The sequence below is a fragment of the Paraburkholderia dipogonis genome, from assembly GCF_042680985.1.
Classification (GTDB): Bacteria; Pseudomonadota; Gammaproteobacteria; order Burkholderiales; family Burkholderiaceae; genus Paraburkholderia; species Paraburkholderia phytofirmans.
Genome location: NZ_JBHUFR010000011.1, coordinates 67,607 through 94,303, shown reverse-complemented (window position 1 = coordinate 94,303; position 26,697 = coordinate 67,607). Strand labels below are relative to the sequence as shown.

The following is a 26,697-nucleotide window of genomic DNA, read 5'->3' as shown; positions in this document are numbered from 1 at the left end:
TCGAGCGATGAAAAAACAAGACATGAAAACACTGAAGAAGACGCTACGGGTCGTCGCGGCGCTCGCCGGGCTTGCTCTCTGCGCGTGCGGAGGCGGCGGAAGCTCGAGTGGCAACCAGGGCAGCAACGCCATGGGATGGGACGCCAAGCCCGCCTGGACCCCGGCGCCGCCCGGCTCTGGCGGTTCGGGTAGCTCGAACAATTCATCCACGCCTGCCACTGGCGACAACACGGTGCCGGTTCGCGTCGATACATTGACGGGCAACGTCAACCGGCTTCTCGCATCGATCAAGGTTTGCGTGCCCGGCACACAGGGCGCGCCCCAGTGCGTGACCGTCGACAACATGCTGGTCGACACCGGCTCGACAGGCGTGCGCATTTCAGCCCGCGCGATACCCACGCTGGCGCCATTGCTGCTCACGCAAGCCGGCGCGGTGGACGACAAGATCGGCTCGGCGCCGATTGCCGAGTGCGCGCCGTTCGCGTCGGGCTACACCTGGGGGTCGGTCAAGCGCGCCGATATCACAATCGGCAGCAAGACGGCGAGCAATATCCCGATCCAGGTGGTTTCCGATGGCGCGTTCACCACGCCGGACGACTGTATTGCGCACAACGGCGGCGACCTGGGCAGGTCCCTCGACGTGATGGGAGTCAGCGGCATTCTCGGCATCGACAACTTCGCCGGCGACTCCCTGGATGCCTTGACCAAAGCGGTACCCGGTCTTTACTACTATTGCCCGACGCAAAACGGTTGCGTGAGCACGCGCATGCTGGCGAGCAAAGAAGTCACGAATCCGGTCTCCGCCTTCGCCACGGACAACAACGGCATGGTCATCCATCTGCCCGCTGTGCCTGCCACCGGTCAGGCAAGCGTCCTGGGCCAGTTGGTATTCGGCGTCGGCACGCAGCAGAACAATGCGTTGCCGGCGAGTGCCACGGTCATTGCGTTGGACAAATACGGCACGTTCAGGACGCAGTACAAGGGGCAGGTGTTCAACGAGAGCGCAATCGATAGCGGCACCCTCGGTTACGCGTTCCCGGATAACGCGATTCCGGTTTCGGTCAACAGCTTATACACACCGACGAGCACGCTTTAACTGACTGCGACAATCGAGCCGAATAACGGATCAAGCGCGCCGCTCCAGATGCCGTTTTCGATCGACAACGCCAACAATTTGCTGGCAAGCGGAAACGCCGCGTTCATCAACATCGGCCAGTACTTTTCGAATAGTGACGACAACATGTTCCTATGGGGACTGCCGTTCTTTTATGGCCGCGACGTCTATAACGTGATCAGCAATGCCAAGGCCGGCAAGCTGGTAGGACCGTTCGTCGCGTTCTGACGACCGGCCGCATGGCTGAGATAGAAACGCTGCGCTATAGCGGCGTCTTCTCAAGCCATTTCCGATTTTCGATTGGGACTTTTCCAGCAGTCCCAATAACGCCCCGCTGGCACCATGCTCCGACCTGTCTTCTGGAGCAATGTGATGAATTTTTTGAAGCTCGCGCTGGCTGTGGCGAGCATGTTGCCGCTCACCTCTTATGCGGCATTGGGTGGGGCGCCGGGTACGGGCGCGGCGTCGCAGCCGGTGCTCCGATCAGCGGTTTCTCTGAACGCGTCCGCAGCGGCCGCGCCGTACACGATGCGCGCTACGTCTGGCGCCGACGGCGTCACGATTCATGAATACGTGTTGCCCAGCAACGTGGTGTTTGCCGTCACCTGGCAAGGTCCGGTGCGCCCGGACATGAGCGCACTGCTCGGCAGCTACTTTCCCAATTTCACGAACGCTGCCGCCCAACGCGCGCGCGGCGCCGGGCCGATGATCGAACACAACAGCGATTTTCATATCGAGTCAGCGGGTCGCGCAGGACGCTTTTTCGGCAAGGCGTATCTGCCGCGCCTCGTTCCCGTTAACGTTCGCATGGAGCAACTGCAATGAAGCGGCGCGCAGACTCATTCAACATGCTAAACATGACGGCATTGAATAAGACACTTTGCTGTGCGCTGCTGGGTGCCAGCGTGGCGCTGTCTGCGTGTGGCGGCGGTGGTAGCGGCGATGATGGCAGCGGCAATGCGCCTAAGAATAACGAAAAGCCGGCAGCGGGGTCTGCGGGAGCGACGCCGGCTTCGTCGTCGGGCGCGAGTGGAGCGTCTACGGCGACGGCGGCTCCGACGCCTACGCCTACGCCTACGCCCATTCCACAGCCAACGTCGACGCCGGCACCGGCGCCGACACCTGCACCTACACCGATACCGACTCCAACTCCGACTCCAACTCCAACTCCAACTCCAACTCCAACCCCGACACCGACACCGACTCCAACTCCGACTCCGACTCCAACCCCAACTCCGACACCGACTCCGGCTCCAACTCCGACGCCAGCTCCGACGCCAACCCCCACCTCCAACACCGCCCCCATCACCATCGAGCGCTGGACGGGCAACTACGCGAACATGCCGTACGTGACCGCGACGATCTGCATCCCAGGCGTTCAGGGCAGCAATCAATGCGCGACGGTCGATCACATGCTGCTCGACACCGGCTCGGTCGGCGTGCGCGTGCTCGGCAGCGCGGTGGGGTCCGCGCTCGCCGCCCACTTGCCGAAGCAATCCGGCGCCACCGACGATCCGACCGGCAACGCGTCGATCGCCGAATGCGCCGTGTTCGGCTCGGGCTACACGTGGGGGTCCATCAAGCGCGCGGACGTCACGATCGGCGGCAAGACAGCGGGCAACATGCCGCTGCAGGTGATTGCCGACGACCAGTACGCGACGCCCTCGGACTGCCAGTCGCGCGGCGTCTACAACCTCGGCTCGGCAACGGCGCTCGGCGCGAATGGCGTGATCGGCATCGGCCCGGCGCAACGCGATTTCCCTGCGGCGGCGCAGACGGTACTGCCATCGGCTTATTACTACTGCACGTCCGCGACGTCATGCACGAGCACGCGTGTTCCGCTCGACACGCAGGTCATGAATCCGGTCGCCGATTTCACCTCGGACAACAACGGCACGATCATCCGTTTGCCCGCACTGCCCGCGGGCGGCCAGGCGAGCGTCACCGGTGAATTGGTGTTCGGCATCGGCACGCAGAAGAACAATGCCATGCCCTCGCAGCCGAACATTCTCGCGCTCGATCAGTACGGATATTTCTCGACCACGTACAAGGGCAACACGTTTCCCAGCGCCATCGACAGCGGTTCCAACGGGAACATCTTCGCGGACTACACGGTGCCCTACTCCGGCGACTGGTACGTGCCGGCGACCACGCTCAGCCTGTCCGCCTTGCTCACCGGCGCCGACAAAGCCGGCGCATCCGTCAACGTACCGTTTTCGCTGGCGAACGGCTGGACCCTGCTGGCCAATCAATACGCCGCTTACGACAGCCTGGGTTCGCCCTCGGCCGGCATGTTCATCTGGGGCCTGCCGTTCTTCTTCGGCCGAAGCGTGTACACCGCGATCAATAACGTGGCGGTCGGCAAACAACCTGGGCCGTTCATCGCCTTCTGATCGAACGCGCGCTCCGCAACTGCCTTCTTAATAGGGAATCGAAATAGACAACGGCCGGCGCCACACCACGCCGGCCGTCTCTGTGCTCTGATCAAACCCGACTTACTCCACTTCCCTCAACATCCCCCACGTCGTAAAGACCTCATCGATCCGCGCTTCAATGTAGGCACGGCACACGCCACAGCGCATGCACAACGGCGCAGCGGCCATGCACCGCCGACGCCCGCCGGCGGATGCATGCGCTTCGTTGCGGCGCGACGCGCACCCGAACGAGGCGCGCCGCGCAGTGCTGCACCAATTCTGCGCCGCATCGCGCATACGGCCGCCATCGCGCAGCCGCGTCACAGCATGCGCTCCACGCCATCCAAGTCGAATTTACTGCATGGCATGTGCCTTGCAGTACACAAGCGGCAAGTCATGCGGGATAAGCCCTGCTGGCTGAAATCGACGCCCATAAACAGTCACCATCAATGGCAAGGGGATATACATGAAACGTCGCAGTCTGTTGAAGTTCGGCTCCATGTCGGGCGCGTTGGCGCTTGCAGGTCAGGTTCCGTTTGCGCAGGCGCAATCCAGTGGTCCGATCAAGGTCGGTGTCCTGCATTCGCTGTCGGGCACGATGGCGATCTCGGAGACATCGCTCAAGGACACCGCGTTGATGACCATTGCGGACATCAACAAGAACGGCGGCGTGATGGGCCGTCAACTGGAACCGGTGGTGGTCGACCCGGCGTCGAACTGGCCGCTCTTCGCCGAAAAAGCGCGGCAGCTGATCACGCAGGACAAGTGCGCCGTGGTGTTCGGCTGCTGGACTTCCGTGTCGCGCAAATCGGTGCTGCCGGTGTTCGAGGAACTGAACGGCCTGCTGTTCTACCCCGTGCAATACGAAGGCGAAGAAATGTCGCGCAACGTGTTCTACACGGGCGCAGCGCCGAATCAGCAGGCGATTCCGGCGACCGAATACCTGATGAGCGCCGAAGGCGGCGGCGCCAAGCGCTTCTTCCTGCTGGGCACCGACTATGTGTACCCCCGCACGACCAACAAGATCCTGCGCGCGTTCCTCAAGTCGAAAGGTGTGCAGGAAGCCGATATCCAGGAGGTCTACACGCCGTTCGGCCACAGCGACTATCAGACCATCGTCGCGAACATCAAGACCTTCTCGCAAGGCGGCAAGACCGCGGTGATCTCGACGGTGAACGGCGACTCGAACGTGCCGTTCTACAAGGAACTGGGCAACCAGGGGCTGAAGGCGTCGGACGTGCCGGTCGTCGCGTTCTCGGTCGGCGAGGAAGAACTGCGCGGCATCGACACGAAGCCGCTGGTCGGCAACCTGGCCGCGTGGAACTACTTCATGTCGCTGCGCAACCCGGCCAACGAGAAGTTCAAGAAACAATGGGCCGCATGGGTCGCGCAGAACAACCTGCCGGGCGGCACCAAGCGCGTGACTAACGACCCGATGGAAGCGACCTTCGTCGGCATCCATATGTGGAAGCAGGCGGTCGAGAAGGCCAAGAGCACGGACGTGGACAAGGTGCGCGTGGCGATGGTCGGCCAGACCTTCGCGGCGCCGTCGGGCTTCACGCTGGAAATGGACGGCAATCACCATCTGCACAAGCCGGTGATGATCGGTGAAGTGCGCGCCGATGGTCAGTTCAACGTGGTGTGGCGGACCAAGACCGCGGTTCGCGCGCAGCCGTGGAGCCCGTTCATTGCAGGCAATTCGAGCAAGCCGGACGTGGTCAGCTCGATTCCCGCGTTCCTGAAGCGCTCGCGCGTCGCCTGACAGGAAGGCGTGCCGCGGCGGCGAAGCTAGCCGGCGCGGCACGTTGATTTGCCGATTGCAATCCCGCGACGGGCGCGCCCACCGCACCCCGGATCGTGCCTTGATCGGACATCCGAAAGGCGCGACCCTCGCGCGCAGCAACTCGACGGCGCGGCAACGGGCGCTTGCCCACATGCCGCGCCGCCCTGCCGGATTTTCTTCAAAGGCCACCATGGCGTTTTCAATCCTCACAGACGCACGAACACTGGCACGACGGCTCGCGCGGCGCGGCGTCGTTGTCGCGACGCTCGTGCTGCTCGCCGGCGCACCGCCGGCCGCCTTCGCGCTGACCCAGGCCGATGTCGCGCCGCTCGCCGCCGACGACTTCGACGCGAAGTCCGCGGCCATCGACAAACTGATCGCCAATCACGACAAAGAATCGATGGCGGTTCTCAAAGCGCTCTCCGAAGACAGCGCGCTCGCCACCGACGCAGGCACCGTGCTGCTTCAAGACGGCGATACGGCAAAAGACGCGGTGACGGGCAAAACCGTCGCCGCGGGCGACGCGCAGCCGGTCACGCTGAACAATCTGCTGCGCTCGAAAGTCGCCGGCGCGTTGTCCGGTCTGCAACTCGATTCGCCGGACAAGGCCACGCGTGACGCCGCCATCACCTCGTTGCTGCAGAACCCGGATCCGTCGATCAAACCGCTCGTCGACGCGGCTCGCGCGAAGGAAACCGATCCCGCATTGAAGAAGCGCCTCGACACGCTGTGGGCAATGACGGCCCTGCACGATGCCGATGCGGCCAAACGTCTCGAAGCCGTGCAACTGGTCGCCGCGCGCCACGACCTCGACATGAACGAACTGCTGCGGCCGCTCGTCGCGAAGAAGCCGGACGGCACCTTCAACGAGCCCGACGATCGCGTGCGCGCCGCCGCGCAGAGCGGCATCGACGAACTCGATGCGATCCAGCGGCGCAGCCAGATTGCCGGCACGCTGTTCGCGGGCCTGTCGCTCGGCAGCGTGCTGCTGCTCGCCGCGCTGGGCCTCGCCATCACGTACGGACTGATCGGCGTCATCAACATGGCGCACGGCGAGTTCCTGATGATCGGCGCCTATGCCACCTACGTCGTGCAGAACCTCTTTCAGCGCTTCGCGCCCGGCGCGTTCGACTGGTATCCGCTGCTCGCCATTCCGGCTTCGTTTGTCGCCGCGGGACTGGTGGGCATCGTGCTCGAACGGCTGGTGCTGAAGCATCTGTACGGCCGTCCGCTCGAAACGCTGCTGACCACCTTCGGCGTGAGCCTGATCCTGATTCAGGCGACGCGCATGCTGTTCGGCGCGCAGAACGTGCAGGTGGTCAATCCTGCGTGGATGAGCGGCGGCGTGACCGTGCTGCCCAGTCTGATCCTGCCGTACAACCGGCTCGCGATTCTCGCGTTCTCGCTGATCGTGGTCGGCATTGCGTGGGCCGTACTCACGAAGACGCGTCTCGGCCTCTTCGTGCGCGCCGTCACGCAGAACCGCCGGATGGCGGCCTGCGTCGGCGTGAAGACCGCGCGAGTCGATTCGTATGCGTTCGCGTTCGGCGCGGGCATCGCGGGTCTGGGCGGCTGTGCGCTTTCGCAGATCGGCAACGTCGGGCCGGACCTAGGCCAGAGCTACATCATCGATTCGTTCATGGCCGTGGTACTCGGCGGTGTCGGTCAACTGGCCGGCACGGTGATCGGCGGCTTCGGTCTCGGGTTGATCAGCAAGGCAATCGAACCGTTCTGGGGCGCGGTGCTCGCAAAGATCGCCGTACTCGTGCTGATCGTCCTGTTCATCCAGAAGCGTCCGCAGGGCATGTTCGCCCTCAAGGGCCGTAGCGCGGAGGCATGAGATGACATCGGCAACTTCATCGGCAACCGCGTCGGCAACTTCATCGGCTCACGTCGGCGCAACGAGCGGTGGCGTCAGCGCCGGACGCGAGCCGCAATCCGGTTTCGCGCTCGGCCTGCCGCCGCGTCCGGCGCTATTGTCGCGGCGCGCGTGGCTCGCACTGGTCGCGTTGATCGTCGTCTTCGGCTTGGGCGTGCCGTTCTGCACTCTGGTCGTGCCGGAGACGAGCGCGCTGCATCTGTCCGCCTACGCGATGACGATCACCGGCAAGTTCATGTGCTATGCGATCGCGGCGCTGGCGCTCGATCTCGTGTGGGGCTATTGCGGCATTCTGAGCCTCGGCCACGCGCTGTTCTTCGCGCTCGGCGGCTACGCGATCGGCATGTACCTGATGCGCTCGATCGGCCACGAAGGCAAGTACGGCAGCGACCTGCCCGACTTCATGGTGTTCCTCGACTGGCATCAACTGCCGTGGTACTGGCAAGGCACGCAGCACCTCGGCTACGCGCTGCTGCTGGTGGTGCTGGTGCCGGCGGCAGTCGCGTGGGTATTCGGCTTCTTCACGTTCCGTTCGCGGGTGAAGGGCGTGTATCTGTCGATCATCACGCAGGCCATGACCTTCGCCGCGATGCTGTTGTTCTATCGCAACGAAACCGGCTTCGGCGGCAATAACGGCTTTACCGACTTCAAGCGCATCGGCGGCTTTCCGATCACGCATCCGGGCACGCGCACTGCCCTGCTGCTGATCACGTTTGCCGTGCTGATTCTGGCGTTTCTCGGCGCGCGGGTCGTCGTCACCTCGAAGCTCGGCCGCGTGGTCACCGGGGTGCGCGACGGCGAAACGCGTTTGATGTTTCTCGGCTACAGCCCGCTTGCGTACAAGCTGTTCGTGTGGACCGTGTCGGCCGTGTTGTGCGGCATCGCCGGCGCGTTGTATGTGCCGCAGGTCGGCATCATTAATCCGGGCGAGATGTCGCCGGGCAACTCGATCGAAATGGCAATCTGGGTCGCCGTGGGCGGACGCGGCACGCTGATCGGCCCGATCATCGGCGCTTTCGCGGTGAATGGCGCGAAGAGCTTTTTCACGGCGAACTTCCCTGAATACTGGCTGTTCTTTCTCGGTCTGATTTTCGTGCTGGTCCCGCTGTTCCTGCCGAACGGCATCATGGGACTGATCGAACTCGCGACGCGCAAGAGGAACCGCTCATGAATGAAAACCCGATGGTTCCCGATCTGGCTTTACCGGAAGAACCCGCTGAAGTAACCTCGTTGAGCGGCGTCGCCAGCATGGGGCGCACCGTCGTGCCCGGCGAGATCGACGTGTCGCATGGCACGATCCTGTATCTCGAAGACGTGACCGTGAGCTTCGACGGTTTCCGGGCGTTGAACGCGCTGACGCTGACCATCGACGCCGGCGAATTGCGTTGCATCATCGGCCCCAACGGCGCCGGCAAGACGACGATGATGGATGTCATCACCGGCAAGACGGAGCCGGATTCCGGCAAGGTGTATCTCGGCCAGTCCATCGATCTGACGCGGATGAACGAGCCGTCCATCGCGCGTGTGGGCATCGGCCGCAAGTTTCAGAAGCCGACCGTGTTCGAGCAGCATCCCGTGTGGGAAAACCTCGAACTCGCGATGAAGGCCGACAAGGGCTGGTGGGCTTCGTTGCGCGCGCGCCTGGATCGCGAGGCGCAAGCGCGCATTGAAGAGACGCTGGCGCTTATCGGCCTCGAGAGCGAAGCACGGCGGCTTGCCGGCGAGCTGTCGCATGGACAGAAGCAACGGCTCGAAATCGGCATGTTGCTGATGCAGCAGCCGGCACTGCTGCTGCTCGACGAACCCGCCGCCGGCATGACCGACGACGAAACCATGCAACTCGCCGAGTTGCTCAATCAGTTGCGCGGCACCTGTTCGATGATGGTCGTCGAGCACGACATGGAATTCGTGGCGGCGCTCTCGGGCGCGGCCGGCAAGGTCACGGTGATGGCCGAAGGGCGCGTGCTCGCTCACGGCACACTCGACGAAGTGAAACGCGACGAGACGGTGATCGAGTCTTATCTGGGCCGGTGAAACGGGTTGCCGCAATCAAAGGTTGAACCGACATGCTAGAAGTAGAAAACCTGAACCAGTACTACGGCGGCAGCCACATTCTGCGCGATGTGAAGCTCACCGTGCCCGACGGCAAACTCACTGTTCTGCTCGGCCGTAACGGCGTGGGCAAGACCACGCTGCTGCGTTGTTTGATGGGTGTCGTGCAAACGAAGAGCGGTTCGATCGCCTGGCGCGGTGCGCCGATCACCAAACTGCCGACTTACTCGCGTGTGGAGAAAGGCCTCGCTTATGTGCCACAGGGGCGCGATATTTTTCCGCGTTTGACCGTCGAAGAGAATCTGCTGGTGGGGGCCGCCAGCAAGAAGACGCCTAAGAAGATTCCGGATCGTATCTACGAGTTATTCCCGGTGCTGAAGGATATGCGCAGCCGGCGCGGTGGGGATCTGTCGGGCGGTCAACAGCAGCAGCTTGCGATTGGCCGGGCGTTGATGAGCGATCCGCAATTGCTGATTCTCGACGAACCTACCGAAGGCATTCAGCCGTCGATCATTCAGGATATCGGCCGCACGCTGCGTCAACTGGTCGAGGAAATGGGCATGACCGTGCTGCTCGTCGAGCAGTATTACGACTTCGCCAAGGACATCGCCGATCGGTATTGGGTGATGAGCCGCGGCGAGATCATTGCGGGCGGTGAAGGCGCCAATATGGATACGGATGGTGTGCGGACGTTGATCGCCGTGTGAGCGGCATTCGGAAGCCCGCGTGATATTCTCGTCGCACCCTGTGGCGACGCGGTTTAGCGTTGCCTGACGTGCGCAGGCACGCTTTGTTTTTCTCTGTTCGGTCGCCTTTCCATTCGCATGTCGGTTCACGAAAATCACGTCACGTTCGCTGCCGCTCAAGACGGCGCGCATTCGCTATGGCACGCGCGCCTTGAACTTGGGTTCGTCAAACATGGCGAGCGGACTACGCTCAAGCATCGGTTGCATGACGGCCCGTTGCGGGTTCAAAGGCCGCTTTATCCTGAAGGACAGGGTATCTGTCATGCGGTGATCGTGCACCCGCCCGGCGGAATCGCGGGTGGGGATCGGCTTGCTATCGATGTCGATGTCGGCACAGATGCGCATGCTGTTATCACCACGCCGGGCGCGACCAAGTGGTACAAGTCCAATGGCCGCGAGGCGCAGCAGCAGATTGCGGTGCGAGTCGGCGAACGGGCCAAGCTCGATTGGCTGCCGCAGAATAATATCGTTTTCGATCATGCGAACGCGGAGCTGGATTTTTCGTTGACGCTGGCTCGCGGCGCCACTGCGATCGGCTGGGATGCGACGCAGCTCGGGCGCCAAGCCGCGGGCGAGCGGTGGTCGGATGGGCGTTTGCGTGCCGTTTCGCGGATTGTTGGGGCTGATGGCGAGTTGCTGTGGTTCGAGCGTGGGAGTTTTGAGGCGAATGATTCGCTACGCGATGCTGCTCAAGGGCTGGCGGGGTTTCCGGCGTATGGGACGCTTTGGGCTGTTGGGGATGCCTGCGATGATGCGCTTGCTGAGGCGTTGACGGCGCAATTGCCGTTCGATGATTCGGTGCGGATGGCGGCTTCTTGTGTGACTTCTGGAGTGCTCGTCGTGCGGGGGGTTTCGAGGTCGATGGAATTGCTGCAGCGGGCGTTTGTGAAATGCTGGATTGAGTTGCGGCCGGTGGTGCATGGGGTGGGGGGGAGGCCGTTGCGGATTTGGGCGACTTGAGGGGGGCGGCGCGTTGTGGGTGAAGTCGTGGGTCGCGTTGTTCGCGTTGTTCGCGTTGTTCGCGTTGTTCGCGTTGTTCGCGTTGTTCGCGTTGTTCGCGTTGTTCGCGTTGGTTAGTTCGCTTGTTGTCTGCGCGCGTCGTAACGATAGGCAAGCGTGTGCGCCGGCTGGTCGGTGTAATGCCGCGCAAGTGCGCACCGCCGCTAGTTCACTAGTTTTCTGCGCGCCGTAACGTGTAACGCTCGGCCTGTCCGCACGGCGTGTAGTCCCATCGCGAGACGTACCCCAGCGCGTTGTAGCCGTGTGTCTCGCGCGTGTCGTCGACGTGAACCTCTGTCCCGACCGAGCCGGCGGCATTGTGCAGTAACTGCGTCACCTGCCCCAGCGCATCGGTCTGGCGCACCAGTTCGCTTTGGCACTCCACGCATAGCGCGCCGTCGAGTCGGAGCAGTCCGAGCGGATCAGTTGCAGACCGTAGCGGTTGTCGTGATGCTGTTCGTGTTGCCCCGCTCGTCGGTGTAGCACTTGAGCGGAGGACCAGACTTACATGTCTCCTTCTCAATGCGGCCCTCACTTTTCTGCAACAATAGTTGCCATTCCGTACAATGACACCTTTCAAATCCGCGCATTATGAATCATTGCTTGGATATGATTGTCATTCTTAGACGTATAGGGAGAATATTTATTCTTATCTGAGGGTGCCATATTCTGTAAATTACCATGAATATCCATGCGCTTGCACGAATCTCCGACACCGTAAGAGAAGAATACATCCTCATAACCAACAGGCAAATACCCCTCCTGATGCCCTATAATCCGCCAATCTCCGGATATTCTCTTATCAAACAAGCTATACGAATCCAGAACAACCGGGGGAACGCCCGCGCAGTCACCGCTAACATTTCGACCGATACGCTAGGCGAGGACAATGCAAAGTTAAAAATTTCCGCCGTGTGTCCAATGCTTACTTTTGAGATAATGCGCCCAAATCCATATCGCTCATCTTGCAACTTAAAACAAAAAATATTTCAAGATTTAATAAAACGAATCATGGTTCGCTCTTTCCAACCCCAACCATTAATCTTTATATTCGTCATTTCAACAGCCTCCCTTTGTGGCCCTAGGATTAAGTGATCTTGATTTTTGAATTGTAGTGCTCTTCGAAATACCCCTGTTGCGCAGCAGGCCGGCTAGTACCATCGTGATCGAAGAGGCAACTTTATTCCCTCTGTTAGCAGAGGATAATTGCTCTCTGATTTTTTCCAGTTTTTGTCCCGTAATGCTCAATGTAGGTTTGCTCGTACCCACGCGCTTGCCCATACGTAACATACTTATCAAAGAGGGATCATTCGCGATTTGCGCACCAACTGCGTCACCTGCGCCAACGCATCGGTCAGGCGCACCAGTTCGTTCTCGTCATTCCACGCATAGCGCGTGGTCGAGCCCGAGCAGTCCGTGCGGCTGAGCAGCAGACCGTAGCGACCGTCGTAGGTGAATCTATTCGTGCCGCCCCGCTTGTCCGTGTAGCACGTGAGCAGTCCGCACCCGTTGTGTTCGAACCGCGCCGCCTGACCGAGCGCGTCGATACAGCCTTCAGAGTCGGTGACGCACGATATGATCAGATGTATTTATCGAGGCTCACCTCTTCCATTCTTTTCGAAATCGATTCAATTCTTGAGGCGTTCGACTGAAGCGAATCTGCTGCATACAGCCCTTCAATCTGATAAACGTATGGAAAACCATCCAGAATTTGAAATCTTAGGATTACTCCATTTTGAAATATAACCACCCCCTCGTCGCCAGGACTTCCGTAAATGAATGCACGAGCTCCAGCAAGCCAAACATTGTCAATTAATTTGAAAAACATGCCAAGCCGAAGCTTTTTTCCAAAAAAATAAACAGAATCGGCTATCCATACGCAACGTCGAAAATAGAACTTCAGCTCAATGTCATATCGACAGCCGCTCCAAGTTTTACGGAGAAAAAACGAAAATATCTCATCTTCCCCGGCGGCTCCCGAATCATTATCACACTCCTGCCCGATTTCGCTGTAAGAACAATTTACCAAATTCCTCTTTTCGGCAGGCAGTAACACACCGCTATATATATATTCTCGCAACAGCTTGTCAAAACGAGTTGTGCGTATTCGAGATTTCAGAATTTCTTTTAACATAATGCATTGGTTCCCGAAGATCGATGCTCGCCTAGAATATCGCGCACCTGCGCAACCTGAGCTCGACGCGATTCTGTCATTGCTCCTTGAGGAAGATCGGTGCCACCCTTGGCAGCAGATATTAAGCGATCCGCATTTTTTGGATCATCCAGATGTTGCTGTATTGCACCTTGAACCTTTCTCCATTGGCTATCAGAGAGATTGCGAGCCGCTCTATCCGCAGGTTCAATGTCTAGCCCGGCTATGTTTCCATTGGAATCGGCAGGTCCGGGGACCAAGCTCACATGTCCTCCGGCAGGGGGTAATCCAGGTCCGCTCACATTCACATGAACGCCTCTCGCGGGAATGTCTGTCGATGCCGAATTAGAAGTCACAGTGTAGGGATTCGCTTTTGCCAGCCCCCACGGATCAATCCACAATACCGGATTCGGCGCATACGCATAAACTTTTTTACCCTGCCACGCTCCTCCCTCGCGCGGGTCGCGTCCCCTTAGCCAGCAAGGCTTTCGACCTTCATCGCCGTCGGCATACGGAATTTTTCCCCAGACACGATTTTCAGCGCGCGCCCATCTCGAAACAACCGGGATTTACTCTCTGGCCGTCGCGCGCAGGATAGGCGCGTGGTGCCATAACGTCCGACATCGCAACCACATCCCGCCGGGTTTGACGGCGCCCGCAGGGCGACGGCAAACCCGGCGGAACACGGCCACCGCGCACCACTGCTCCAGAACCGCGCAAGCCTTCGCGCACCCGCGCAACGCCGATTCCGTCAAGGCCGCGCAACGCGCGCCCGCAGGGCCTGGCCTTGACGGCCACCAGGGTTCTACGCTCAGCCATGCGGTGCAAGACGACTCGGCGGCTTGCACCGCATGCGAAGCACGCTTTGGTTTTCAGGTGGGGGGTTGTTTTCCGTTACGCAGTAACGGCACATTGGGGAGCTCCCTGGGGGCGGACGGGAGGCGGGCTGCGAGCACGGAGCGAAGGCCGCAACGCGGCCGCAGCCCGGGCGCAGCAGACTGCCGGGTGGGCGGGGCTCATGTTCATGACGGCCGCCACGCGGCCCCTGATTTTGATGTTGCGCGTAGCGCCATGCCTGGCTTTGTTCGTATTCCAGGTTCCCGGCCGCTTTATGGCCCTGACTTATTCTTGTGCGCCTCGCGCACCCGGCGGGCCGGGGGCGCAAGACATAGCGCAAATTAGCACCGTTTGGCGGGCCGGCCACCTGACTCTTTTCCTGCCGGACGGCCCGCCAAACGGTGCTAATTTCACAGCGTTATGTTCAATCGGCTGGCTCGGCCCGAAGGGACGGGACAGACGATTTACCCCCGGCCCTCGTTGCCTCCGGCCGCAGGCCGCTTGCGCCTTTTATCCTTCATCACTTTCTTCTGACACCTCGTGTGCCGCTTCGGCGTCGATGGCCGCTAACAGGGAAACCGCATCGGCCACTTCGGCGTCGTCCTCAACCTCCAGCTCATGCAGCACACCATCGGCCCGCGCCGGATGCGTCACCGCGTGGATCCGTTTGAGCTTCTCCACCGACACCATCGTGTAGATCTGCGTGCTCGACAACGACGCATGACCCAGCATCGCCTGGATGAAACGCGTATCCGCTCCGTTGTCCAGCATGTGCGTGGCCATCGCGTGGCGCAGCAGATGACACGAACCGGTCTTCCGGATGCCCGCGCTCTCCATCATCCGTTTCACGATATGCGCCAGGTACGACGCGTTCATTGGCTCGCCGAAGTCCGTCACCCACATCGCATGATGACCGCCTGTCGTCAGTTCTTCGCGCGCCTCGAGTACGTACCGGTCGAGCCACTCCAACGCCCGTTTGCCAATCGGCACCATCCGGTCACGCCTTCCTTTACCCTCGCGCACCATCACCAGCCGCCGCGCGTGATCAACGTCATACGTCGCCAGCTTCGCCATCTCCGAGCGTCTTAACCCGGTCGAGTAAAACACTTCCACGATGGCCCGGTTGCGCAAGCCCGTCGGTGTACTCACGTCGGCCTGCGCCAGCATGCGCCCGATCTCCGCCACCGACAGGATCGAGCGCGGAATGCGCTGCGCCAGCCGTGGCATCGACAGTTCAGACGCCGGATTGAACGGCAGATAGCCTTCACGCGCGAGCCATCGGCCAAAGCGTTTCAGCGTCTGCAACCGCACCACCTGACCACTCGTGCTCAACGGCTCGCCGCTAGCCTTGCGGTACAGGAACAATGCACGCTGGTACTGTTCCAGCACCTTCAGCGTCAACTGCTGCGGCCCGTCGATGGCGCGCGTCTGGCACCACCGCACGAAGTCCACCAGCGCGTTGTGACCGGCCGTCACCGTCGTCTCCGAGTACGCCATCATCCGCAACCATTCAGCGTGGGCATGCAGATACGCCGCCCACGCCGGCAGCAGGTCGCCCGCTGACACCACGCGGGAAGCGCGGCGACTGTACGCCGCCATCCTGCGCCCACGCACCCGTTTGTTCGGCCGCACCGGCTGGTAGCTCATGACGCACGCTCCTGCAACGATGCGCCTACGACGACAGGATTTCTATTTCCAGAGAGGTGCGTTTTCGGGCCGTGGATCGATGCCTGCCCGCTCAGCCTTGCGCTGTCGGCTTCTGCGGAATGTTGCGCCGGGGGCGTTGGGGGCGTTTTGACGGAGCATTGAGGGAGCGAACCGGGGGCGAACCCGCCCTCATGAGGGAGCGAACCTCGAATCGTATCCGTATCCAGCAGGCCCGACAGATGCATGGCATTGCTGCCGTCGCCGTCATGGATCAGTTCGTATTCGAAGCTCTGGCCACGCTGGCCGCGATGCGTAAGCAGATATTCCAGATCGACCAGCCGCTCAAGATGTTTGCGCAACGGCGTGTCGCCCAGTCCCGTCCACTCGCGTACCTCACGCCGGCTGAACCTCACCGATTCACGCGGCAACGGCTTCGCGTTCACCGCCGCCGCAATCTGCGCGAGCACCCGGCGTGTCACCGGCGGTAACTCGTCAAGCGAACGTCCCAGCACCTCATGCACGATCCGGTTCGCCTGTTCAATGTCGGCCAGCGTCACTTCGATATACGCCAGCTCCGCACCCGCGTGCGCCCCAAAGGAAGTCCCCTCGGGGGAATGGACCGTTTTCACGTCCCGCTGGTGCTGGTGCAGCAGCGCAATCGTGTCGATCAGTGTCAGGTACTTCTCATGGTCGCGCCGCGTGCGCGTACGATCCGACAGGAACGTGAGCTGGTCCGCAAACGGGTTCACCACCGCCAGCGGTTTCAGCAACCGCTGCGCGTTGCGATGCACCGCCAGAATCCGTTCCTTCTGCGCCTTCAGCTTCAGCCCGTCGAGCGTGCGCCTGTGCCGCTGCAACCGGTGAATCGCCTCGGTCTGCTCACGGCCTTCGTCCACCGTCAGGATCAGGCAGCGGTTCAATAACTCTTCATCGATCTCGATGGCCGTCGTCGTCAGCATGATCGACACCGGACCTTCCACGCGATACTCCTGCGTCACCAGGTTGCCGGTATTCGCATCCTTGCCTGTCGACGCAATCGTCAGTTCACCATCGCTTTGCAACAGCTTCAGCGCATACGCCGCCCGACTCGCGCCTTCCTCCTCGCAGATCGCCAGCACCTTGTGCTTCAGGTTCGTCTCGCCCATGTAAAAGAGACTCTGGCCCGTCATCGCCGAGTATTTGATCCGCTCCTCTTCCGGCACGAACGCGAGCACGGCGTCCATGAGTGAACTCTTGCCCGCCGCACTCGAGCTCTGGATCACCACCGCCAGCGGCGCATCGAGCTTCCTCGATACCGCCGCCAGATAGCCCACCAGCTTGTTCGTCTCCTCGCCCACCACGCCACACGCCGCGAAGTCCGACACGATCCGCGCAAGCAGCTCAGGCGTGCGCAACAGGTCAAGCGCCGCGCGCTTTTCATCGGCCGTCATTGCTTCTGCCGACGACACCGGCACCTCCACCGCCGACTGCAACATCTCCAGCTTCAGCAGCATGCGCCCCAGATCGGCCTTCACCGCCTCTTCCTTCACCCGCAATTCCGCCGCGGCCCGCGCGATGTAACTGGCCCGCGCCTTCGCGTAGTAAAGATCAAACGTATCGACGTGGAACAGCTCGCCGGCACTGGCCAGCACATTGACCTTCAACGCGCCCGCCGTTGCTGTGGCCTTCGCGTCGAACCCACGCACGCGGTAGCGCACCGCACCGAACGCAAACACGATTTCCGCGCCGCTCACTTCGCAGGCAACGTCGAGCGACGGCACGACCGCCTCAGCGGCCGCTGGCAGCGGCGTGACTGCCGCCACCGTGGGGTGCACGGCTTTAGCGGCTAAAGAGCGGGCCGCTTCAGGTGCAGCGGTTAGCGCCGCGTCATCGCGTCCTTCCGGCGCGCTCCCCGATCGCAACGGCATCGCCACCTCACGCGGCGGCGCAACGCCATTGCCCAGCCACTCCGCCCGCCGCATCAGCACGCCCAGGCTCTTCGCCGCCGGCGTCACCTTCAGCGCATACGCATTCGCATCCAGCTCATGTGGAAACCGGATCCGGTAGCACCCGACCCCCTTCACCATCAGCCTCCCGGCCTGCCGGTCCATCGCCTCGCGGCCCGCCTGATCGTTGTCGTACGCAAACACGATGCGCTCAATTCGCTCTGCCTCGAACAGCGCCAGATGATCCGCCGTCAACCCTTCCGCACCGAACGACGCCGTCACGTTCGTATAGCCCGCACACCAGAACGTCAGCGCATCGATGATCGACTCGCACAGGATCACTTCCTTCTGCCCGCGCAATCCCTGGGCATTGAACACGCCCCGATGCGCTCCCGGCAGGTACAGGTGGTACGCCGTGCCCGGGCGCAGGTTGTCCAGTATCTTGCGGCCGTACAGGCCCGCTACGTGGCCTGACCCATCGAACCACGGAAACACCACGCACCCGTTCAGGTGCTCATGCCCGCTCTCGCGCAGCACCCCCACCGACTGCAATCGCGCGCGCATCGCCGCACCTGCATGACGGTTTTTCTCGGGCAGCCGCAGCCCCAGCGTCCGGTTCGCATAGCCCAGCCGGAAGTGGTCCACCGCCCCCGCAATGCCGCGCTTCTCCAGATACGCCATTGCCTCAGGCGAGTTCTTCAGCGTCTGATGGTAGTAATCCACCACCTGCTCCAGCAGCGCCACATCGTCCGCGCCCACCGACACCGGCGAGGGCAGTGCGCGCACCGTGGAATGTGCGGTCCCGGCTTTCCCCCAAGGGGACTTCCTTCGGGGCGTAGCCGTTAAAGAAGGAATACCTTCGCGCAGCAGCTCCACCGCGTGACGGAACGAGATGCCGTTCGCCTTCATCGCCCAGTCCACCGGGCCACCGCCGAGCCCGCAGCCAAAGCAGTGCCACAGGTTCTTCGAAGGCGTCACCACCAGCGATGGCGTGGAGTCGTCATGGAACGGACACCGCCCACGCCAGTCCTTGCCCGACTTCCCAAGCTCGATGCCGTGCGCGCGCACGAGCTGCTCGACCGATACCTCGGCCTTCATGCGCTCAAGCTCGGATTCGGGGATGCGGGCCATAAACCGTCCTTCAGGCTAAAACCTGTCAAGTGTCTCTTGATCTACATTTTAGTATCTTGTATGCTACCCATGTCAAGTTTGATTTTTTCGCGGGGATACGATCGTGGCGTTCTCGACTCAATGGCTCTCCACTATGAGTATCGCCGCCCGACTCGTCTCCCTGCGCAAGCAGAAAGGTCTGACACAGCAGGCTCTGGCCGAAGCCATCGGCCTGCACATCACACAGGTCAAGCGTTATGAAGCCGGTACCTCGCAGCCGTCCCTGGAGGCTATCAAGAAGATCGCACGGACCTTGCGTGTTACTACTGATTCGCTGATTTTTGAAGAGGATGAACTGCAAACCGATGCCGATCTGGCAATGCAGTTCCAGGCAATATCCAGCATGCCCAAGCAACAGCAGTCCGTGATCAAGCAACTGCTCGAAGGCATGATCATCAAGTATGAAGCTGAACGATGGTCGTCCAGATTGAAGTGACCCGGGCACCGTAAAAAAAGCGCGGGCGGTGAGTGCGCCAACACTCACCGCCCGCTGACCACCACCAACTCAACCAAGGAGTTGATCATGGCTGACACCAATCTTAAAGCACGTCCACCCGTCACGGAACGCTTCGTGACCATCCAGCAGTCAATGCGCTACAGGCGCAACTGGCGAAGCCCCACTATCCCACCGCTTTACCCGTGGATGAAGCTTGCAGGGCGATGGATCGAGCACGCGGGTTTTCAAGCAGGCCAGCGCGTGAGGATCAATGTCGAATGGGGGCGGCTGACCATTACCGCAGAGTAGTTGAACAAAGGGCCGCGCGCGGCCCTTTCCTATATTTAATGCAGACTATCAATATAGGCTGAAATTGAACTCACATCTAAAAAAGCAGATTTAAGGCAGACAGATAGCCCATCGCCATTCAATGCAAGCGTTATCAATTCACCATCCCTATTCAGGCCAATGCTTGCAACGAATGAGGTGTGATTCCAGCCATGAAGAGACGAATATTTCACATCTGAACATGAAAGTCGAATTTGAACAGTATTGAATTTATTTTCAATCCATTTTTTCGGAGGAGATGACGGATATTCCAGTAAATCAACTCGAAAGGTGACCGTTGGTCCATCACGATGAAAGATGACCTCATGAACATTCACCTTATCAAGAGATGGTAAATTTACTCCATAAATGGCCATTAATTTTTTCTTATCCGTCAATAAATCAGTCCAGTGCAACATTGCGCATCCCTCTAAAATGGATAGTGCTCAAGCGTACCAGGTACTGTGCCGTTGCGGGTATCTTCAATGGGTCTCACATTGACATGAGGCCCTTGGTTCCCCGGCGTACCTGCCGGACCGTAACTATGGCCAGGCCAATGATCCTGAATAACAATTTGAGAGCCGTCTTCGCGAGTAAAAGTGTATTCGCGCGTTTTAATCGGCTGATGATTTTCACCCAAAATATTCTTGCCACTTCTATCCGTAAGATTGACGAGGTCAACGCGATCAGGCTGTTGTCTCATTGGTATTCCAGCATCTCTTTTTGCCGCTCTGAGTGCAGCATTTCTTGATGGGAATTTACTAGCAGATGCGCTTGTTTCGCTTTCGCACGACAGCCCCCACGGATCAACCCACAATACCGGATTGGGCGCATACGCATAAAGATTAAATCCCCCCGCCAACCCGATCGGATCCTGACTGACAAACCGTCCCGTCGCCGGATCATAGTACCGGAACGTGTTGTAATGCAGCCCGGTTTCCTCGTCCGCATACTGACCCGCAAACCGCAGCGCCTCGTCGAACGGCCTGTCGTCGAGCCACTCCGTTCCCCTGTATTCCCCGAAACCCGTGAAACCCGGCTCCCACACCACCTCGCCGTTTGCACCCGTCACGTCGTACACCTGACCATTGTCGTGCGCATGGTGATGCCACACAACGCGCCGTCCGCCCGCACGGCACTGTCCGTCGACACTGACAACAGGCTGGTCCACCCGCGCCATCGGCCGGTACGGTGAATCCGGTGAGTAGACATACGTGCGCACCGTCTCATCGCGCAGCACCTGCACCATGCGCATGCCTTCCCACACGAAGCGCGTCTCCTCCACGAGCGCCGCGCCGTCCGCCGCCGTGCGACGCGTAACCTTGCCCGTTCTCCGGCCAATCGCGTCGTATCGATAGGCCGTGCTGTGCCAGCCATGCCGGCCCTGGCCCGACGCGCGAACCATCCGCCCCTCGTCGTCATGGACGAAGTCCTGCACCAGCCCATCCTGCACCCGGCGCTTAAGCTGCCCGAAGCCGTCATAGCTGTAGCCCGTCTGCCGGAAACGGCTGAGCAGATCGTCCATAATCCGGCTCGCCGCGCTGTCACGCGTCGCGTCGATCAGGTTGTCAGCCGCGTCGTAGAGGCAGCTCTCGTTCAGCCCGTTGCCGTCGTGGAAGCCCGTCATCCGGCCCATCACGTCGTACGTGTAATGGACCGTGCCGCGCGAGCGCGTACCGCTGCCCTGCCGGATCACCTGATGCAGATTGCCGGCAAGATCGTACTGATAGGCCGAGCCGAGCGGATCGTTGTCCGCCATTTCCTCGCGTCCCGAGCGTTCGCTCAGCCGCGACGCCGTGCGCCCGCGCGGATCGTAAGTCGTGCGGCAGACACGCGGCCCCTGCGTGCGCTGCACTTCGCGGTGCAGCGCATCGCGTTCGATATCGATGAGCGCTTCACCGTCCAGGCTGATCTGGTGCACGTGCCCCGAGCCGTAGTGCAGCATCGAGATCCGCTGACCCAGAGGGAGCCTACGTTCGATCACGTTGCCGAGCGCGTCATGGTGCGACTCCGAACGCTGGCCATCCACGGTTTCCGCCAGCAACCGGCCCAGCGCGTCGTACTCGAAACTCACTTCGCACGCCTCGATGCCCAGCGCCATGCCGACCGCGCACGGCTGCCGGTGAACCGCCGTCACGCGGTCGAGCGGGTCATGGACGTAGCGGGTCGTCGCGCATCTGCCGTGCTTTCCGATCAGCCGCCCGGCCGCGTCCCGCTCCAGACCGATCGTTTCCGATTCACCGTGCCGGCCCGTCATCGTTTGCGCGATCACTTCGCCGTTCGGGTTGTAGCGCAACTCGCACCGCACGCCGTTCAGACGGACCTCGGCAGTCAGGCGACCCGCAGCGTCATAGCTAAAGTCGTAGCTCGCCCCGTTCGCGTTGGTCAGCCTCACCAGTTGCCCATGCGCGTCGTAACGATAGGCAAGCGTGCGACCCAGCCGGTCCGTGTAACGCTCGGCCTGCCCGCGCGGCGTGTAGTCCCACCGCGAGACGTATCCCAACGCGTTGCTGTGCCGGCTGATCTGGCCCAGCGCGTTGTACTCGAATGTCTCGCGCGTGCCGTCGGCATGAACCACCGTGCCGACCGCGCCGGTGGCATTGCGCAGTAACTGCGTCACCTGCCCCAGCGCATCGGTCTGGCGGACCAGTTCGCTCTCGTCATTCCACGCATAGCGCGTGGTCGAGCCCGAGCAATCGATGCGGCTCAGCAGCAAACCATAGCGGTCATCGTAGATGAAGCTGTTCGTGCCGCCCCGCTCGTCGGTGTAGCACGTGAGCAGTCCGCGCCCGTCGTGTTCGAACCGCGCCACCTGACCGAGCGGATCGATCCGTTCGATCGGCAGACCCTGTTCCGTATGGTTCCACTTCCAGACGCTGCCGTCAGGCAGTGTGTTGCTCGACAGTCGCAGCGTTTTGAGGTGATACGTGCTTTGCCAGACCCGGCCGGTGGCATCTACCGTTTTCGTGATTCGCCCAAGTGCGTCGTAATCGAGACGCTGCGACCGCTCGCCTGGAGACTCGATGCGCACTAGCTGCTGGTGCCCGTCATATTCGAACTGATAGCGCGCGCCCAGATAGTCGGTCCAATGCGTGACCAGGCTGTCCGCGTCGTATTCCCAATGCTGCGTGCCAAGCGCTTCGCTACTGACGCTCGCGCGCCTTGACTCGATGTCGTACGCGAACGTGTACCGATCGCCGGAATCCGTGGCATGCTCGACCACCCGCCACTCGTCACCGTATTGCGCGTAACGGTAGCTGCAAGTAAAGCCAAGCGCGTTGGCATGCCGGATCATCAACCCGGCGGCATAGGCGAACTGTCGCACCAGCGTGTCGGTTCGATCGCGCACGCGGATGAGCTGCCCATTTTCATCGTAGCCGTAACGGACAAGACTGCGTCGAGTACCGTCGATGCGGTCGACGCCGATCAAGCGTCCATCGGCATGATGCAATTCAAGGACGACATCCGCGTCATTGCGCACCTCGACGAGTGCGCCGCCCGAATCTCGACGCAACTCGATGAAATGTCCGAACTTGTCCTCGATACGCTCCAGTACGTGCCGGCCGTTCAGCGGATGCACGCTGAATCCGTAAAAGATTTCGTCGAGGCCGTTTAGAACATAGCGGCCGTCCAACGCGTGAGACAGATAGAGTTGCTCGAACGAGTTGTACTGGTACTGACCGGCCGGGATATCGTCGAAACCGACTTCGCGCCCCTGAAATCCGACATATTCGAGACCGCGGCTACTGCGTTTCAGGTGAATGTCCCAGTTATGCTGCCAGCCGCGGCCCAACATACCGCACGTATCGATCGCACTGGAATACGAGCGTGACCCAAAGAACGGTAAGAGGCCGGGCAACTCGAAATCCAGCTCGTTGACGAGAACTTTCTGACCAGTCGGCACATGGACGGGATGACCGAACAGCCCAGACACGCCCTCCGAAATTTTGGAACCCACGTAGATTCCCGCAACCTGGCCAGCGAGAAACTTCAAGACACACGGACATGTCGCTTTCATGCCGTTTTTTAGCGCGCCCGCCAAGCCGCCTGCAACGCCCGCGACCAGAAACAACGCGTTCTTGAGATTCACTGCCCACGCCGGTATTTCACTGGCTACCGCTATTTCACATGCCTTGTCGCTGCCAAAGAATACGTTCTTCGACCCTTTCTCAATCGTCGCGCCACATTGAATGTCGTCGCCTTTACGTGCGGCGACGTGCTGGTTGATAAATACAGTACTGGATCCACATGCCGCCAGTTCGTGCGGCGTATCGTGATCGCACGCGGCAGCGCTGATTTTGGCGGGGACGGCTGGCCGCCCGTTGACAAACACATTCGCCGAACCTTCCGTAATACTGCCGGTTGTACTGGCAAACAGGCTGCCTAACTGGGTCGCAATATTGACTATCTGTTCCGCAATCATGCTGGCCAGAAAGCCTGCAATAAATCCAACAAGAAACGGACAACTGATCGTCAACATTGCAACGGCGAAAATCAGCGCTGCGCCAAGTATCGCGCCGATCAGAAAACCAGCCAGGGCCGACGTATGTTGTATCTCGTCTCCGACACGTGCTGCTTCGAACATGCTCTTCCTCTAGACGCGCTCTTAAATACCGTGCACCGGCAGCGGCGCAAACAGGATCAACTGGACAGACGACAGTGACGATCGATCAGACGGGTACGAATGTATCGGTCATCCGCCGCCAGATCGCGAGTTGTTCAGAGGTGAACGGGACGGTATTGGTCGCCGTAAAGATGAGTGCCCTGTCGTTGGCAATAAAGACCGCGCATTGGCGTTGATAGACAGACTTTCCATTACTCTGATAGCGGGTTTCGATTTCGATGCCGTCCGCGCGGCATCCCGCAAGCACAACTGCCTCGCGTGAAGTGACAGACAAGCCCTTGATCTTCCGCTTTAGCAAAGCGATCTGGCGATTCACATAATCATCGAGTGCTTCTCCCTGTCGCGCGGTGTCTCGCGCAACCTGGACATTGGAAAGGCCATTCGTCATCGGCTCCTGTACGAAAATATTTACTGTCCGGTCACTATAGCCGGCGGGCAAGGTGATCCTGCCTTCATGCATTGTGTAGTGCACTGTCATTGTCTATTGGCTGTTCAGAGGCAGTTAGCAGTTCAGATAGATCTTGCTGCCTTTCATGTTCGTTTCCGCGGAAGATTGACTTTCGATCGTCTTTGAAATCAGTCTGATTAACTTCGGAGTCAGGACGACGGTCGTTCCCTGCACAACGAGCTTGATCTGCGTCTTCGCGGAAATTGTCACGGTGCCCTTTTCGGACGTCACACTCACGTTGCCGTCCGTCGATGTCTGGGAGATATCGTGCTTGATTGTCTCCATGTGTTGCCCATTGACCGTCTGCGTCCGGTCGCCCTGCACCGTGGTCACTTCCTGCCCGTTGACGATTTTGGTCCGGTCCGTTCCCACCACATGAGTTTCGTTATTCTTGACAGTGGTGTTCATATCCTTCTCCGCCTGGATCATGAACTCTTCCGCGCCCTGCTTATCTTCGAAGCGAATACCGCTGTAGTTAGACTTGCCGCCTTTCATTGAACGGCTGATGATGCCGCTTTGCGTCGCATTGCCCGGCAGGTCCCAGGGCGGCATCGAGAAAGCATTGAAAACGCGCCCCGTTACAAGCGGCCGGTCGGGATCGCCATTGACGAAATCCACGATCACTTCCTGACCCACGCGCGGTATGTTCACGCCACCGAAGTTGCTGCCCGCCCACGGATAGGACACACGTATCCAGCACGACGAGTTCTGGTCTTTCACACCCGATCGATCCCAGTGAAAACTCAACTTCACGCGGCCGTACTGGTCGGTCCAGATTTCCTGCCCCGGAGGTCCCGTGACGATCGCCGTTTGTGGTCCGCTGGTACGTGGTTTCGGATATTGTTTGCTCGACGGCCGAAACACCGTCGTCGCGGGCTGGACTGTGAACGACGTGCTGAACGAGTACTCGCCTGTGCCGCTTGTCTCTCCGGATTCCGTTGCCAGGAACGAGGCACCGATCACCAGATATTCCTGATTCGCCGCGTCGTGCGGATAACCGTTCAGATGAAAGGTCGTCCCGCACACCACGTCGCGCAAGTTGCCGCTGCCCGACGCACGCTCGCCCTGTGCCCGCACTTCTTCCATACGCAAGCGCGCGAGCTGCTCTCCGTGCCCAGGGTCGGTGTAATCCCCCGGCCATTCGTAGCGTTCGAAGTTGTTATGCGCTGTCTCCTGAGGCAATTCGTTCTGCACAGTCAGGCGTGCCGCAGGTTTCTTGAAGTCGAAGTCGTTCGTCGTCCAACGGCCAGACTGGAGCGCGCCGCCCGTGTCGAATGCGTGGATGTATTCCTGATCGATCTTGTGTCCCGGCGGGTAATACCACAAGTTCTGATAGGCGACGCTCTCTACCGGTTTGTGCGCGCCGAGCTGATCCACGAGCACCATGCGATGAAACGTATTCGAGTGCTCGAAGAACCAATAAATGCCGTGCTCAGCCATTAATCGCTGAATAAAATAAAAATCCGTTTCTCCGTACTGAACCTGATAGTCCAGCACCGGATACGAGCCACTCAGACGCAGGTCGTACGAGTACATGTATTTGTCAAACACGTTCTCGATGATCTCGACGACCGTCTTGCGCTGGAATATCCGGAAATCAGACCTCTGGTCGGCCAGCCAGATCCAGGGCTTCAGCACCAGGTTGTAATTGCTGTGTTGGTCTGTCTGATTCGCGTAACGGGCCTCCGTCACTATGCCGCTTATCTCGCGGATGCCTGCCCCGATATTGCCCATTCCCGCCATTCCTTCAATCCCGGCCATGAATGTTCCCATGCCGTCCAACTGGATCGTGACAGTCAGCTCTTTGCCGATCATCGATTTCAGGTCGAGATTGGCGGCCTCTTCCGCGGGAATTCCGAGTGGCGTGCGGCACGACAGCGTGTAGCGGTAGACTCCCGAAAGGATTTCGGTGCCTTGTATCGCTTTTAGCTCCAACAGCGGCTCGTTCATGGACGACATCGGGATTGCCGGCCCTTCCATGGTAACGGTACGGCTTGCCAGTAAATTAAGCATAACGAATCTATTGAGATAGTGTTTTCACTTCAATCTATGGTTTGCGGCTGAGAGTTCGCTACCGCCGCACAATCACGCTCTGCCTCTTTCAGTGCAACATGCCGACAAACAAGCCCGCGCAGAAACCGGCT

The 26,697-nt window shown here is 60.3% G+C and carries 18 protein-coding genes and 3 pseudogenes; 11 read left to right on the top strand and 10 right to left on the bottom strand.

Annotation, left to right across the window (positions count from 1 at the left end; all coding sequences use genetic code 11):
- The first annotated feature begins 7 nt into the window (after nt 1-7).
- Nucleotides 8-1,342, top strand: a pseudogene (locus ACFSNN_RS15890) (DUF3443 domain-containing protein).
- A gap of 144 nt (nt 1,343-1,486) precedes the next feature.
- Nucleotides 1,487-1,939, top strand: coding sequence for a DUF2844 domain-containing protein (locus tag ACFSNN_RS15885; protein ID WP_134456910.1), 453 nt, complete (start codon nt 1,487-1,489; stop codon nt 1,937-1,939).
- A gap of 303 nt (nt 1,940-2,242) precedes the next feature.
- On the opposite strand, the gene ACFSNN_RS15880 is transcribed toward ACFSNN_RS15885, so the two are convergent.
- Nucleotides 2,243-2,395 (bottom strand): hypothetical protein, encoded by a 153-nt coding sequence (locus ACFSNN_RS15880; RefSeq protein WP_377765101.1) that lies wholly within the window; start codon nt 2,393-2,395, stop codon nt 2,243-2,245.
- A 17-nt stretch (nt 2,396-2,412) separates the two neighbouring features.
- On the opposite strand from ACFSNN_RS15880, the pseudogene ACFSNN_RS15875 reads away from it, so the two are divergent.
- The 7 genes and pseudogenes from ACFSNN_RS15875 to ACFSNN_RS15845 form a co-directional block, all read left to right on the top strand.
- Nucleotides 2,413-3,507 (top strand): annotated as a pseudogene (locus ACFSNN_RS15875) (DUF3443 domain-containing protein); the annotation flags it as partial.
- Nucleotides 3,508-3,994: 487 nt separating this feature from the next.
- On the top strand, nt 3,995-5,290 hold the full coding sequence (gene urtA, locus ACFSNN_RS15870; RefSeq protein ID WP_134456912.1) for an urea ABC transporter substrate-binding protein: 1,296 nt from the start codon (nt 3,995-3,997) through the stop codon (nt 5,288-5,290).
- 211 nt (nt 5,291-5,501) lie between these two features.
- The gene (gene urtB, locus ACFSNN_RS15865) at nt 5,502-7,151 is read left to right on the top strand and encodes an urea ABC transporter permease subunit UrtB (protein WP_134458972.1); all 1,650 of its coding nucleotides are present in this window, start codon (nt 5,502-5,504) and stop codon (nt 7,149-7,151) included.
- Nucleotide 7,152: 1 nt separating this feature from the next.
- The gene (gene urtC, locus ACFSNN_RS15860; RefSeq protein ID WP_134456913.1) at nt 7,153-8,361 is read left to right on the top strand and encodes an urea ABC transporter permease subunit UrtC; all 1,209 of its coding nucleotides are present in this window, start codon (nt 7,153-7,155) and stop codon (nt 8,359-8,361) included.
- Nucleotides 8,358-9,224, top strand: a complete 867-nt coding sequence (gene urtD / locus ACFSNN_RS15855) for an urea ABC transporter ATP-binding protein UrtD (RefSeq protein ID WP_134456914.1) — start codon at nt 8,358-8,360, stop codon at nt 9,222-9,224. Before urtC ends, urtD begins: the two co-directional genes overlap by 4 nt.
- A 32-nt stretch (nt 9,225-9,256) precedes the next feature.
- Nucleotides 9,257-9,949 carry an urea ABC transporter ATP-binding subunit UrtE gene (urtE, locus tag ACFSNN_RS15850; RefSeq protein WP_134456915.1) on the top strand — a complete coding sequence of 231 codons (693 nt, stop codon included), beginning with the start codon at nt 9,257-9,259 and terminating at the stop codon, nt 9,947-9,949.
- Between the two features lie 117 nt (nt 9,950-10,066).
- On the top strand, nt 10,067-10,948 hold the full coding sequence (locus tag ACFSNN_RS15845; RefSeq protein ID WP_134456916.1) for an urease accessory protein UreD: 882 nt from the start codon (nt 10,067-10,069) through the stop codon (nt 10,946-10,948).
- A gap of 211 nt (nt 10,949-11,159) precedes the next feature.
- Here the strand turns inward: ACFSNN_RS15845 and ACFSNN_RS15840 are convergent, their stop codons facing one another.
- The 5 genes from ACFSNN_RS15840 to ACFSNN_RS15815 all read right to left on the bottom strand — a co-directional run bounded on the left by ACFSNN_RS15840 (nt 11,160) and on the right by ACFSNN_RS15815 (nt 18,679).
- On the bottom strand, nt 11,160-11,372 hold the full coding sequence (locus tag ACFSNN_RS15840; RefSeq protein WP_134456917.1) for a hypothetical protein: 213 nt from the start codon (nt 11,370-11,372) through the stop codon (nt 11,160-11,162).
- 385 nt (nt 11,373-11,757) lie between these two features.
- Nucleotides 11,758-11,973: an Imm26 family immunity protein gene (locus ACFSNN_RS15835; protein WP_134458974.1), complete on the bottom strand. Its 216-nt coding sequence runs from the start codon at nt 11,971-11,973 to the stop codon at nt 11,758-11,760.
- A 593-nt stretch (nt 11,974-12,566) separates the two neighbouring features.
- Complete coding sequence (locus ACFSNN_RS15825) at nt 12,567-13,121, bottom strand: hypothetical protein (RefSeq protein WP_134456918.1); 555 nt, start codon at nt 13,119-13,121, stop codon at nt 12,567-12,569.
- A 1,365-nt stretch (nt 13,122-14,486) separates the two neighbouring features.
- Nucleotides 14,487-15,623 (bottom strand): site-specific tyrosine recombinase XerC, encoded by a 1,137-nt coding sequence (xerC, locus tag ACFSNN_RS15820; protein ID WP_134456919.1) that lies wholly within the window; start codon nt 15,621-15,623, stop codon nt 14,487-14,489.
- A complete protein-coding gene (locus ACFSNN_RS15815; protein ID WP_134456920.1) occupies nt 15,620-18,679 on the bottom strand; it encodes a CHC2 zinc finger domain-containing protein in 3,060 nt (1,019 codons plus the stop codon). The genes xerC and ACFSNN_RS15815 overlap by 4 nt, the downstream gene beginning before the upstream one ends.
- 133 nt (nt 18,680-18,812) lie before the next feature.
- On the opposite strand from ACFSNN_RS15815, the gene ACFSNN_RS15810 reads away from it, so the two are divergent.
- Both ACFSNN_RS15810 and ACFSNN_RS15805 read left to right on the top strand, forming a co-directional pair.
- Nucleotides 18,813-19,154 carry a helix-turn-helix domain-containing protein gene (locus ACFSNN_RS15810; RefSeq protein WP_377779181.1) on the top strand — a complete coding sequence of 114 codons (342 nt, stop codon included), beginning with the start codon at nt 18,813-18,815 and terminating at the stop codon, nt 19,152-19,154.
- Between the two features lie 87 nt (nt 19,155-19,241).
- Nucleotides 19,242-19,463, top strand: a complete 222-nt coding sequence (locus ACFSNN_RS15805; protein ID WP_134456922.1) for a SymE family type I addiction module toxin — start codon at nt 19,242-19,244, stop codon at nt 19,461-19,463.
- A 35-nt stretch (nt 19,464-19,498) separates the two neighbouring features.
- Here ACFSNN_RS15805 and ACFSNN_RS15800 read toward each other — a convergent pair whose 3' ends face one another.
- From ACFSNN_RS15800 to ACFSNN_RS15785, 4 genes and pseudogenes are all read right to left on the bottom strand, one after another.
- A complete protein-coding gene (locus tag ACFSNN_RS15800) occupies nt 19,499-19,900 on the bottom strand; it encodes an Imm50 family immunity protein (RefSeq protein ID WP_134456923.1) in 402 nt (133 codons plus the stop codon).
- An 11-nt stretch (nt 19,901-19,911) separates the two neighbouring features.
- Nucleotides 19,912-24,066 (bottom strand): RHS repeat-associated core domain-containing protein, encoded by a 4,155-nt coding sequence (locus tag ACFSNN_RS15795; RefSeq protein ID WP_134456925.1) that lies wholly within the window; start codon nt 24,064-24,066, stop codon nt 19,912-19,914.
- An 85-nt stretch (nt 24,067-24,151) separates the two neighbouring features.
- Nucleotides 24,152-24,583, bottom strand: coding sequence for a DcrB-related protein (locus ACFSNN_RS15790; protein WP_134456926.1), 432 nt, complete (start codon nt 24,581-24,583; stop codon nt 24,152-24,154).
- Nucleotides 24,584-24,781: 198 nt separating this feature from the next.
- Nucleotides 24,782-26,566 (bottom strand): annotated as a pseudogene (locus tag ACFSNN_RS15785) (type VI secretion system Vgr family protein); the annotation flags it as partial.
- Nucleotides 26,567-26,697: the final 131 nt, after the last annotated feature.